This window comes from Niabella agricola (genome assembly GCF_021538615.1).
Classification (GTDB): domain Bacteria; phylum Bacteroidota; class Bacteroidia; order Chitinophagales; family Chitinophagaceae; genus Niabella; species Niabella agricola.
On the sequence record NZ_JAJHIZ010000003.1, the window covers coordinates 2,023,379 to 2,036,087 of the forward strand.

Annotated in this window: 10 protein-coding genes; 2 read left to right on the top strand and 8 right to left on the bottom strand. The window is 50.9% G+C overall.

Features of this window, described 5'->3' with window-relative positions; all coding sequences use genetic code 11:
* Positions 1 to 57 precede the first annotated feature (57 nt).
* The 8 genes from LL912_RS13890 to LL912_RS13925 form a co-directional block, all read right to left on the bottom strand.
* The gene (locus LL912_RS13890) at positions 58 to 975 is read right to left on the bottom strand and encodes a pentapeptide repeat-containing protein (protein WP_235554179.1); all 918 of its coding nucleotides are present in this window, start codon (positions 973 to 975) and stop codon (positions 58 to 60) included.
* Between the two features lie 482 nt (positions 976 to 1,457).
* Complete coding sequence (locus LL912_RS13895) at positions 1,458 to 2,780, bottom strand: IS110 family RNA-guided transposase (RefSeq protein ID WP_235551714.1); 1,323 nt, start codon at positions 2,778 to 2,780, stop codon at positions 1,458 to 1,460.
* A gap of 348 nt (positions 2,781 to 3,128) precedes the next feature.
* Positions 3,129 to 5,186: an alpha/beta hydrolase family protein gene (locus LL912_RS13900; RefSeq protein ID WP_235554180.1), complete on the bottom strand. Its 2,058-nt coding sequence runs from the start codon at positions 5,184 to 5,186 to the stop codon at positions 3,129 to 3,131.
* Between the two features lie 170 nt (positions 5,187 to 5,356).
* Positions 5,357 to 6,430 (bottom strand): dipeptidase, encoded by a 1,074-nt coding sequence (locus tag LL912_RS13905; protein ID WP_235554181.1) that lies wholly within the window; start codon positions 6,428 to 6,430, stop codon positions 5,357 to 5,359.
* A 264-nt stretch (positions 6,431 to 6,694) separates the two neighbouring features.
* The gene (locus LL912_RS13910) at positions 6,695 to 7,699 is read right to left on the bottom strand and encodes a 3-hydroxyacyl-CoA dehydrogenase family protein (protein ID WP_235554182.1); all 1,005 of its coding nucleotides are present in this window, start codon (positions 7,697 to 7,699) and stop codon (positions 6,695 to 6,697) included.
* Positions 7,700 to 7,751: 52 nt separating this feature from the next.
* Positions 7,752 to 8,861 (bottom strand): D-TA family PLP-dependent enzyme, encoded by a 1,110-nt coding sequence (locus tag LL912_RS13915; RefSeq protein ID WP_235554183.1) that lies wholly within the window; start codon positions 8,859 to 8,861, stop codon positions 7,752 to 7,754.
* 6 nt (positions 8,862 to 8,867) lie between these two features.
* Positions 8,868 to 9,260 (bottom strand): RidA family protein, encoded by a 393-nt coding sequence (locus tag LL912_RS13920; RefSeq protein WP_235554184.1) that lies wholly within the window; start codon positions 9,258 to 9,260, stop codon positions 8,868 to 8,870.
* A gap of 15 nt (positions 9,261 to 9,275) precedes the next feature.
* Entirely contained in the window at positions 9,276 to 10,421 is a 1,146-nt protein-coding gene (locus LL912_RS13925; protein ID WP_235554185.1) for a right-handed parallel beta-helix repeat-containing protein, read from the bottom strand.
* Between the two features lie 320 nt (positions 10,422 to 10,741).
* Between LL912_RS13925 and LL912_RS13930 the strand changes: the two genes are divergently transcribed.
* Both LL912_RS13930 and LL912_RS13935 read left to right on the top strand, forming a co-directional pair.
* Positions 10,742 to 11,485, top strand: coding sequence for a glucosamine-6-phosphate deaminase (locus tag LL912_RS13930; protein ID WP_235554186.1), 744 nt, complete (start codon positions 10,742 to 10,744; stop codon positions 11,483 to 11,485).
* A 6-nt stretch (positions 11,486 to 11,491) separates the two neighbouring features.
* Positions 11,492 to 12,682, top strand: a complete 1,191-nt coding sequence (locus tag LL912_RS13935) for a putative glycoside hydrolase (RefSeq protein ID WP_235554187.1) — start codon at positions 11,492 to 11,494, stop codon at positions 12,680 to 12,682.
* Positions 12,683 to 12,709: the final 27 nt, after the last annotated feature.

Here is a 12,709-nt window from a genome sequence, read left to right on the forward strand (position 1 = left end):
TTTTAGCGGAGTTTGTCAATAAACATAGCCATTACAGGAACCCATCTTATTTACCGGTTATCCCGGCAGCAACGCAATACCCTCCAGGTTTGCCTTTCCGTTCTTCAGGAATTCATAGGTCATACGGTCTGCCCGGCAGTCGATAAACCGTATTTTTTTCAAACTTCTGCATTTAAAGAACGTGTTAATCAGCGTGGCGTTCTGAAAGGTCACTTTGGAAAAAACGCTGTTCTCAAAATAACAATCCTCTATGATGCCGTCAAATACAACATTGGCGATATACGAGTTGATAAACGAAGTACGCTTCCAGGTAGCATTTGCAATGGTATTTTTCTCCTGGCCGCCGGACCGAAATACCGTACCCGTAAAATCGGCGCCTGAAAAATTACAGCCGGTGATATAACTGCCGGAAAACACGGTTTCCTTTAATGAGCAGGAAGTAAACTGGTTGTTGGTGAAGTGGGAGCTTTGGATCCGGCTGTTGTTGATATCCGAACCGGAAAAATCACAGTCCTCAACATGATTGCTTTTCAGCAGCAGGCCCGATAGGTCTGAACCGATAAACTTACAGCGCCGCATATTGGATGCGCTGAACCGCTCGTGCAAACCATCCAGGCCGGAAAAATCGGCATCCACCCAGTTACCGCGCGACATATCCCAACCGCGTTTTTCCTGCGCCGCTACAGGCGCCGGCTGGTCATCTACTGCGGCGGCAGCGGGCGCCAGCGGGGCCTCCGCCGGTTCCGGAACCAAAGCCTCCGGGGTGACAGACCCGTTTGAAAAATAATTCAGATCCACCTGAAGTATTTCAGCCAGGCGGGTAAAGGTAACAATGTCCGGCATCGATTCTCCGCGCTCCCATTTTCCCACCGCCTGGGAACTGATGAACAGCCGTTCCGCCAGTTGCGCCTGCGAGGTATGTAGTTTTTTCCGTGCTTCTGTGATCCTGTTGCCGATGATCTTTGCATTTAACATAACGACTATTTTATTTTTTTGATGTCACAAAGGTGCTTTATCCGGCACCCCGGATCCAAAAAAAAGCCGCAACTTTTGGTTGTCATACCACCACTTTTGGTTGTTATTCAACAACTTCAGGTAGTTTGTGCCCGAATTTGCCCCTGCCCGCCCTATCATTGCGACGGTACACTCCCGGTTGCAAAATATTTTCCAGCATGTAAAATTGCAACAAAACTGTTGCAATCCTTATTGTTGCTTTAAACGTTGCAACAGAAAATTTTGCAACAGCAGCCGGCCGGTTGGTCATCATTTTTGAGCAAAACGGTCTTTGACAGGTAAGCGGCATGCCAACTGATGCAGGCCCCGGCTGTGCATACGCGTCATTTCGGGCGCAGCCGAGAAATCTTTACGCCATTATGATTATTAACAAATAAAATTTCAAAACTTCCTTTGCCTGGATGATTCCGCAAGGACGGCTCCTCTACGCTGCCAATGACGTATTATTTAAGCGATTGTATTTCAACGAACTTCATTCCATATTTTAAAGCCATTTTTTGTAAATATTTCTGTTCTCTTTCTTTGAGTTGTTGTTCATACTTATGAATGCCTTGCTCTATATATTGAGCTCCTTTTGTTAATAAATTATAGAATGCAGTAGCTATTTTTCTTGCCCCGGCTTTTATTGCTATGCGCGCCTCTTTTCTACTCTTTAGTTTCCTGATAAAGGCTCCAATAGCTATATACTTACTATTAAGCAAGGCCTGAGCTACTTCGCGGAAGGTTTGGCCTGCATTGGAGTGATTCTTCATTTTCGACTTCCTGCTTTTAGAACCGCTCTGGTTATGACCGGGACAAAGACCGCACCAGCTCACAAAATGCTTTACCGTTGGAAACCGGCTCATATCTGCCCCCACTTCTCCCAGTAGCTTTAGTAGTGTATAATCAGTGATGCCAGGAATGCAATTGGCATCTACGCCATAAATATTTAGTAATTTCTGGTGCAAATCGGTTATCATGGGTTTATGATGCCGTACCGGTTTGGCTTTATACTCACTTGCTACAAACTGTCTACCCTGCTCCAAATCACCTAGCAATGCTTCAATACGCTTATCAATACGCAGGAGTTGTTTTTGGTGCACCTTCCAAAGAATTAAATTTTGTTCCAGCAGGAATAACCAACTTTCATTGTAATGCCCTTCAAGTGCGTTTAAAACCGCATCTGCCTTCTTTTCCCGGATGCTTACATGGCAAAGTGCCAGTAATTTTTCTTTATTACGCTCTCCATTGATGATCGCCTCTATCATCCGTATACCGCTGGCACCATTAATTTGACAGATTACTTCTGTGAGTTTAATATTCATTAACTCCAATGCCTTTTGCATCTTATTCACATAGGTACTTCCCATACCAATAATATCTTCCCGCTCCCGAATCATCATTCGTAACTCTTTTAACTTGCCGGCAGGAATATAACTCTGGCGCACCAGACCGGCACTAAACATTTTTTGTATCCAACAGGCATCTTTTACATCTGTCTTTCTACCCTTTACCTGCTTTACTTCTTTGGGATTAACCAGGCATACTTCCATGCCCGCTTCTTCCAGCATCTGGTGCAGGGCTATCCAGTAGATGCCTGTGGCCTCCATACACACCCGCTGTACACCGTTAGCCCTAAGCTCATCGATACATTGCTTATAGCTGCCCGTAAAAGTCTCATAACTTTTTACGGTAATCCCATCCCAGCAAACAAAGATCTTTTTTGAGCCAATATCTATGGCGGCTGCATTTGCATTTTGTTGCTCAAACTCAATTACCTTTGACATAACTATTATCTTTAAAAGTTAGAAAATAGCAGGCTACAGCTCAAAGAGGTTCTGAAAAAAGGCAAGCTGCCAAACGGGAATACTGCCTCAACAGTATCACCAAACAATAATGGACCGTTCTTTGAAGCAAAACTCAGGGACAGGTACTTAGACACTAACCGATGTTACTGCTACACTGCTGTAGCCTGCTTTAATCAAAGATAATCCACGTCATAGACCCCAATAATTTTGATCCGCTAATGGTTAACTCAGGATGACGGAATAAAATTTTCGTCATGTGATCAAGGTAATGAGAGGGAGTGACACGGGAAGCTGCCATAAGCACAGGTGGCCCCCTTTTATATTGCTTCAGGAAAGGCTGCGAAGCTGTTTTGCCTGCAGTGCAGCATAGCAATCCTGGAGGTCGAAGCTTTTTAATACCCCCGGCAGTACCTGGGATAAGGGGAGCGGGTGCGTGCTTTCTTCCGCCATTACACCATAACCGGCCGGCGCATTTTTTAACGTAATGGTGGTAACGGCATCCGTAAGCAAGGCTGCAAAAGCTGCGGGAACCGCGCCGCGTCCGTTGCCGGCAAGATGGATCTGCCGGTGCCCGCTGGCCTGCAGCCATTGTACCACGCGCAGTACATCAAAAGTCTTTTGCCCAACGTACGGGAGCCCGAGCATGATGCTGTGGGTTGCATAAAAATAATCGCTGCCTGCCGGCGCCAGGAAATTACCGGAGCAGGTGTTGGGCTGCGATTCACCGGCACCGCGTACATCGCAGGTATAAACAACTGCATCCTTTCTTGCAGCCCATTCTTTTAACAGGGGTTCCTTGCGCAGTTCAGCGTCGGCCGAAAGATCGGAGATATACAGCAGCGCGGGCGCTGCATCACCATGAGGACGGGAGTACAGGGGCTCATCTTCCAGCCGGTATATAATACTTGTTATACCGGGCTCCGTTTCCACCGCGTAAACCGCTGCCTGTTTTTTGGGATAGCCCCGGCCCGCCATCGGCCGGAGGATGCGGTATTCCGGCGTGCCCGTGAGTGTAGGTAGTTGTAACAGGTTAGCAACGGCTTTCTGAAGCTCCGCTGCGGGTAAGGGTTTGCGCGCAGCTTTTAGTTGGTTGGATATACGGGCTACCACGGCAGGAATGCCGCCGGTTTGAAGCTCTGCTACCTGCCCGTTGGGCGTGCACCAGAGCGCGGCTTCCGGTTCCAGCTGCAGCTCCGGCTCCTTGTTTTGCTGCCGCTGTTTTATGATGTTGTTGAAGAATGCATACATGGCCTCGCGGTTGGCCTGGGAGTATCCATGGTAACCTGTATCGGTATGTAATTGTACGCGGTCTTCCGCATCCAGCAGGCGGTATAATTTTTTTAGCCGGGCATAGGCTTCTTCCGTGCCGCGGATATCAAAAAAATCCTTTTCCTGGCTGAGCAGGATCGCGGGTTTGGGAGCCATGGCTGCGATAAAATCGCTGTGGTCCAGTCCCAGCGCCAGTGCCCCCGGCGGGCACTGCTCATTGTCGGCCGGGTTTTCATTTTCAAGATTCCTTCTGAAAGTAGTAATAAAACAACCCGGTGCGGCCATGGTAATGCGGTCCTCCACGGCGCAGAGCCAGGCTGTTTGGGTACCGCCGCCGGAGTTGCCGGTAACACCAACATGTGCCGCGTTCACCTCCGGCCGGCCCAGCAGGTAATCCAGCGCGCGGATGCCATCCCACACAAACCAGGTGCTTAATGATTGCCCGGTAAGCAGCAGCTGGCTGCCTGCCTGTAAATGCTCGGGCACCCCCGCACCAAAGCGGGATTTGGCGCCGGATACATATTGCAGGCGCTCGCCCTGGCTGATGGGATCGTAAATAAACACGACGTACCCCTGCTTTGCCAGCCCCTGGGCAAAAGACTGGTAAGAAGGATATTCCTTTGCTGCATCACCATGTCCACAGGTACCCAGAACCGCCGGCATACGCCCCTTTCGGTTGACCGGTATATAAAGATTGCCGGTAACCGGGAACCCCGGCCGGCTTTCAAATATTATTTTTTCAATGCGGTAGTCCTTGCGTTTGATGATACCGGTAACCCGCGCATTCAGGGGTGTTTTTTGCGGCCATGGGCCCAGGCAGGAGCGGATCTTTTCCCGCACCTCCTTTACATAGGCAAGGGCATCGGCTTTTGATTGCACAGCCGCGCGCCGTTCGTCTGCCACTGCTTCGATCTGCCGCAGCCGCTGTACAAAATACTCCTGCATCATCCGCGGAAAACGGTTGAGTGGCGCCGTTTCTGCCACAGCAGCGGTATCTGCTACTTCCGGGTCGCCGGCTTTGTGCATGTGGGCAATACCTGGGCGAATGCCTACCCCCAGGATGCCGGTGCCTGCCAGTGCCGACATCTTTAAAAAACTCCGCCGGTCTTTTTTCATCCGTATATTTTTATTGTTTTGGGCTGCCCCGGAATTTCCAGGTGCACCCTTTAATGATCATCCCGATCGTTACCGGATCATTCCCACTATGTGTAAAAAATGATCCCGAAAGCATCCGGGATTTATGATGCCGGTTTCATTATCCTGTAATACTGATTGTATACACCGGATCAGGCCCAGGCGTTCCGCACAAAGCGCAGCCAGTTGCCGTGAAAAATATTTTCAATGTCTGTGGTTGTATACCCTCTTTGCGCCAGCATGCCGGCCAGTGAGGGAAGATCGGCAATGGTTTCCATATCATACGGACATTGTTCTTTGCCAAACATCCCATCCAGGTCGCTGCCGATGCAGATGTGCTGACTATTACCCGCAAGCTGGCAGATATGATCAAAATGATCCACCAGTAGCTGCAGGCTTACATTGCGCGTTACCGGGTCCGATACCCCACGCTGCCAGTCGTTCACCAGCATCCAGGCATCCAGGGCGCCGCCAATGATGGCGCCGCGCCGGATCAACTGTTTTACCTGGTCGTCTGAAAGCTGCCGCTGATGATTGACCAGTGCCCGGCAGTTATGATGGCTGGCCCATACCGGCCCTTTATACAAATCCATTGCCTGGCGGAAGCCTTCATCTGTAAGGTGGGTAATGTCCAGGATCATCTTCAGCGCATCCATCTCTTTTAACAGTTCAATGCCGAGCGGGGTTAGTCCGCCGGTTTCCCCGGTACCGGGTGCATAACGCCCCGGGCCGTAGTGCGCCGGACCAATGACGCGCAGGCCATAGGCATGGGCCTTTTCGAGATATGAAAGGTTCACCAACGAGTCGGCCCCTTCCAGGCTCAATACAAAGCCCACGGGTTTTTGGGTATTGCTGATTGCCGGATCATTCCACAGGGCCAGGTGCTGCTCCAGTTTTTGAAGATGGGTTAGCTGCACCATCTGGCCCGCATCTTCCATGGCTTTATACCAGGCCAGCTGGCCCTGTGCCTGTGCCCAGGCCTGCTGCGGCGAATGCCAGCCGGGAAGGTTACTGCCACGCTCTACATAGCGCGCTATTTGTGTGGCCACCACAATGCCAATATTGGCCGCCCGCAGCTCCGGCAGCGATACCACGCCTTTGGCGCGGTCCGGCTTATCGGTAAGCCCGGCCTCCCGTTCGCGGATGGCGGCAACCGGCAGCTGCAGGTCGCGGTTCCATTCCAGCGCATTCATGGCCAGGTCCAGGTGCGCATCGATCATTAACATGTTATAGTCCTTTAATTATTGAAGCCGGTTAATACGGAAGTGCCATTTGAATCAGACCAAAAAGTTTCACGCGAAGACGCAACGAGGCAAGGGCGCAACGCTTTATTTTGATCTGTAATACATTTCACTTTCGTATGATCTTTTAATGCGGTTGCATCTCCCACGGATTTACACAATTTTTTTACATATTGATGCAAAAAACGATCTGCGGTATATGGATCCCGCCTGAACCAGCGGGAAAGCGAAAAGCGCGCTTTTTATAATTTAAACAGTTTCGTTTACAAACCCTTCCTTTTCTGCAAGCCGCCGCTTTACCACGTCTGCCGGGTATTTCAGCGCCAGGTCTCTGATCTCAAAGCTAAAGGCGGAAAAGGTTTCCTCCCAAAGCCGCGCTTCTTCCGGTGTATATTCATAAAATCCCTTCCCATTGGCCACCCCTCTTCCGCCAGCGGCCACAATATCCGTAATAAGTTTGGGTGGTTCCGTGGCGTTGCTCAGGGTAGGCCACAGGTCTTTGAGCACCGTAAGGTAAGCCGGTACACCTGTAAGATCCATCCAGCGGAATACGCCGGCAAGCGTCATCCAGTAGCCCGGGTTATTGCGGCAGGCGCGGTCCACATCCTCCACCGTTGCATAGCCGTTCTCCACCAGGTGAAAAGCTTCGCGGTACATGGCATACATGAGCCGGTTGGTAATAAAGCCGCGGATATCCTTGCGTACCAGTGTAGGCTCCTTGCCCCATTGATGCGCCAGTGCATAGAGCTGCTCGCCCAGTGCTTCATTGCTGCGATCGCCGCAGATCACTTCCAGGAAACGGGTGGTATGCGATGGTTCGGCCCAGTGCAATCCGAAGAACCGCTCCGGGCGCTGTGTTAATTGTTGCAGGATGCTGATGGGTATGGCCGAAGTATTGCTGGCCATTAAGGCATCGGCCGCGATCACCGCTTCAATTTTGCCGTACACCGTTTTTTTGATCTCGAGGTTTTCGATGGTGCATTCAATCACCAGCCGGCTGTTTTTCAGCTGTTCGTAATCACCGGTAATAACCAGGCGCTCCAGGAAAAATTCCGGATCCTGCATTACCAGCCCTTCCTGTTGCGACTTACGGAGATGCGCCCGAATCCGCCGTTCGGCATGCTCCAGGTCTTCCGGGATGGGAGCCACCGCCACCACAGGATGCCCGGCCATGAGCAAACAGGTAGTAATGCTGCAGCCCATCAATCCCAGGCCCACTACCGCCACGGGAAAATGGTTTGTTTCTGTTGACATAGATTTATTTTTAAACAATCGTGATAACACTACTTTTAAAGGCCGCATTTATTCAGCGCATATAATCCTTCCCGGCCACGGGCCATTCCCCGGTTTTAGCGCCATCCATGACCACTTCCGCATGCTGGTAAAGGGCCACGGTGGGACAGATATGATAGGGCAGCCCGTATAACAGGTCGCCGATCTTCCACCCGTGACCGGGAACCGTTTCCGCTACCAGGTGCTCCTCGCTGTGGCGGAGCATTTTCAGTTCAGGTGCATTTAAAAAGAATACCCGCCGGTTGATGGGCTGTTCTGCCGCGATCGATTTATATCCCAGGTCGATACAGACCTGGTCCGGCGCGGGCAGGGAAATAATGCGCGCCAGCACCAGCGCCGCCGGCACAAAGCGCAGATCGGGCAGCAGCTCCTGGTACCCCTTATCCCAGTAAACAAAGGTTCCCGGGCTGCACTCCACATCCGGTTTACCGGCATGAACAGAAAAGGTGGGTGATCCGCCGGCGATGAGTTTTACCGGCGGATACCCTCTTTCCTTTAGCAGGGTGCGCAAAAAGTATACAGGTGCAAACGCCCGGGTGCAACTGTCGTTCCGCTGTGTTATATCCGTTTCATTAATATGCCCGTCGTACGCATGCAGTCCTTCCACGCGGATGTCGGGCATCCGGGTTAGGGCCTCATATAATTCCAATGCACCCTCATCTGGTTTGATACCGGTGCGGTTCATACCTACATTAAGATCGATGTACACGTGTAGTGGGATCCCTGCTTTTTGAGCGGCCTCCGAAAGCAGCGCACCCGTTGCAGCATTATCCACCAGGCAGGAAAAAGTTACGCCGCTAAACTTCCGGATCAGCTCCAGCCAGCGGCCGAGCTTTGCCGCCGTGGGCTGGTAAGCCAGCAGGATATCTGGTGCTCCTGCATGGGCCAGCATGGCAGCTTCCGCCAGGGTAGCACATTTAAACCACTGTATGCCGGCCTCCAGCAACAGCTTTGTGACCTCCGGCGATTTATGCGTTTTTACATGCGGGCGCAGCCGTTCGATGTGATCGGTCATACCGGTTGCGGCATGGATATTGGCGCGGATACGCTCCGGGTACAGCACCAGTGCCGGCGTATCGATGGCATCCGCATTGCGGATCGTATACCACTCTTGCGTTTCCATCGGATCTTATTTAACCGGCAGTTTTACCACGCAATCAATTTCTACTTTAATGTTGTTAGCCATCAGCGACTGCACCGTAGTGCGCGCGGGTTTAACCCCGGTAAAGTAGCTGTTGTATACCACGTTGTACCGCTCAAACTCGCTGATATCTGCCAGGTGCACGGTACACTTTACCACATCATCCATGGTTGCGCCGGCTGCTTCCACAATGGCCCGCACGTTGTTCAGCGTGCGCGTGGTTTCTTCTTCAATGGTGCCGGTAACAAAAGTGGAGGTTTTAAAATCCACAGCAGCCTGGCCGCTTACATACAGCCAGCCATCGGCAATAACGCCATCGGAAAAAGCGCCGGTGGAAAACCCGGGATCACGGTCGGGATGTTTTACTTCAATTTTGTTCATATAGATCTGTATTGTTTAATATGTAAACGTACAGGTTCCATCATTAACCCAGGCGGGGAAAAGCACCTGCATCTGTGCCGTGGTTTTATAAACATTATTCACCATAACACTGGGCGATGAAACCGCTCCTGTAAAGGTAGGCTCTGTTACCCAAAACTGGAAGGCCCGGCCGGTGGCAGGATTTTTCCAGTCCGGGTTCACAATATTGATGGAGCCGGTAACGGTACCCGTGGTGGTACTATCGCGCCGGTAACAGGATACCACAAAAGAGATCTTGCCACAGGCAGAGTCCAGGTGGTTGGTAATGGTAGCGCTTACATTCTTGGTGGCAGAAGGTTTCAGCAACTGGTCGATACCAAAGGCGATGCCATACCCGCCATTGTTACGGGTAACAGGATCGGTAACCGTAATGCGTTTCATTTCATCGGCGGAGGTGTTGGGCTCAAAATCGATACCGGATGCGGGGCTGGCGCCATTGGTGTTAGCTACATAGGGCGAAATCATGGCCAGGCTGTCTACCGAAATTACCGAGATGCCGTTGCGCCGGTTATTATTGCACCAGATGTTCCGGATGGTGATCCGCTGGTTGGTGGCACCGGTCCTGCCCATATACAATCCATCACCCCAGCAATCGCTGATGCGGGCATCATTAATCACCACATCCTTGCTGGAGTACATGAGAATGCCCATACCCCATTCGCCGGTGGTGACCAGGTGGGTATAGCGGTCGCCTTTGATAACCGGACTGTTCAGTGTTACATTCGATACAGCATCCATGCGGATAACGCCATAGGTATTTTTGGAAGAAGGCTTCATCCATAACTCTGAACCGGGAAGGAAGGTAATGGTCTGGTTGGAGCGTACTTTTAAGCCGGTGTCATTAACTAGGATGGGAAAGCCGGGAAACTCCAATTCGCTGTTGCTGTCCAGGGCTCCCTGGAGATAATGTGTATAGTCCACCGATCCATCGGTTACATAACCGGCCGGCAGACTGTTTACTACATTGTAGGGCGTAGTAAGCGTTAACGCGGCATGCGCATTTTTCAGTAGTCTGGCGTCTTTATCTGCCACATGTACGGACTTTTTACAACTGGCAGAAAACGACAATAAGATTGCCATGGCAGGGACGGTAAACCGCGCGTTTAACAGATAGTGTGTCATTGTTGTTGTGATTGGTTTAGTTTTATAAAGGAGGTCATTGAATAAAAATGCCTGTTTTGAAAACCCTGTTGTAATTGTTTCTTGTATTCCTTTCACTATGGTCAACGATCCAAACGAAATTCTGAATTTATCATTAACAAAAAAGAAAAAACACCGGTAACGTTATCGGGCTGTTAGCACATACAGCCGGGCTGTTGTTGGTATCGTTTGCCGGCAACGTTGCCGTTGTTTTATTCAACAAAAGGTCTTTTTCCATCTTGGTTAATTAATACTTTTGACGGCAACGATACCATATCATCTTATTTTAATTTATCTTTTACATGGAACTGAATATACAGCAGGATAAGCATGCCCTAGGAAGAGCAGCCGGAGCACAAACAGCGCAGCTCATCCGCAACGCCATTGAACAAACAGGAAAAGCAAATATCATCCTGGCTACCGGTACCAGCCAGTTTCAGACACTGGAACAACTCGTTAAAGAAGATATCGACTGGGGCAAAGTGGTTATGTTTCACCTCGATGAATACATCGGGATGCCTATTACCCACCCGGCCAGTTTCAGGAAATACCTTAAAGAACGTTTCCTGGATAAGGTAGCTCCTTTAAAAGCCGATCACCTCATCAACGGGGAGCATGACGCCGAGCAGGAGCGCCGGCATTTAAATGCACGCATCCGTCAATACCCCATCGATGTGGCCCTCGTGGGCATCGGGGAGAACGGGCACCTGGCTTTTAATGATCCTCCAGCGGATTTTAATACGGAAGAACCTTACCTCATTGTAAACCTGGATGAACAATGCCGCCTGCAGCAGATGGGCGAAGGCTGGTTTGCTGCCCTGGAAGAGGTGCCTGTACAGGCCATCAGCATGTCCGTAAAACAGATCATGAAATCGGCGCACATCATTTGTTCCGTGCCGGACAGTCGCAAGGCCCGGGCCATTAAGAACAGTGTGGAGCAGCCCGTGAGCCCGCTTTATCCGGCCAGCATCTTACAGGAACATCCTTCCTGCAGATTGTACCTCGATGATGCTTCCGCCGCTTTGTTAGCACCTGCATTAAAATAACAAACGATGCATCATTTTATCCGTTATATCCTGTTATGGCAGATTGCATTTCCGGTGTATTATCTTCCGGCGCAGGATAAAGCAATAGCCATCCCGGCAGACGGCCTGCCACTGGCACAGATCTTTGACGGCAGGGTGCCGGACCCTGCTGTATATCATCAGCACAATAATAAAGTGTATTTTATATGGGGCGCCAACAAACCTTCCGGGACGGGTGGCATTGTAACCAGCAAATATTTTCCATCCATCCGCAACCCGGACCGGAAGCGGGACATCGGATGGTATCAACAACATCACCCGGAATGGATCCTGTATAAAGCAGACCAGGCAACACCGGCCTATGGGTATATTTATGATTACGGAGGGCTGGTACCGCTGGATGTTTCCAATCCTGCGGTACGGGAATATTACCTGAACGAATTTATCTTGCCCGCCGTACAACAGGGTTACCGCGTGGTAGCAATGGACAACGTGGACCTGGGCAACTGGCCCGGCGCCGTTGGCCGGTTTACAAACGGCAAATGGGAACAACTGTATACCGGTAAGAAGAACGATACGACGTTCCAGAACAATATGATCCGCTGGATACAATTTCTTGCAGACCGGCTGCACCCGCTGGGAGTACGCGTTGCTGCCAATATCAAAGCCAGTAGCGCCGAACCCGAAACAGTGTTGCGCATGGTGCATGCAGCAGACATCTGGCTGGATGAGAACGGCTTTACCCATACCGGCAAGAATGTAACCGGTAAGGCCTGGGAACGGCAGCGTTCCTTTTTGGAGCAGATAGCAGCAACAAAGGGATACATCTCCATCAACCAATTAAACGGCACCCTGGATAAAGCGGATCCCGAACAACTGGAATGGGTGATCGCCAACTTCCTGTTGCTGCGCGGACCGCAGAGCCTGCTGGCACCGACAGGCTTTGAGAGGAAAGCCATTTACCAGGAGTTCCATTACCGGCCGGAACTGGACATAAACATTGGCATGCCAACCGGGAAGCCGCATAAAGTACAACATGTTTGGATACGGTCGTATCAGCGAGGAATGGTTTGTGTGAACCCTTCACCGCAGGATACTGCAACGCTTAGGCTTCCGGAAGGGAACTGGAAAACGACCAGCGGCATGGTAGCGCGCAGAACCCTGCAACTGGCGCCCGGTTCCGGCCATGTATTTATAAAAGACCAGGCAGCCAAATGATTTGCGGCTCCGACCAGATCCGGGTTT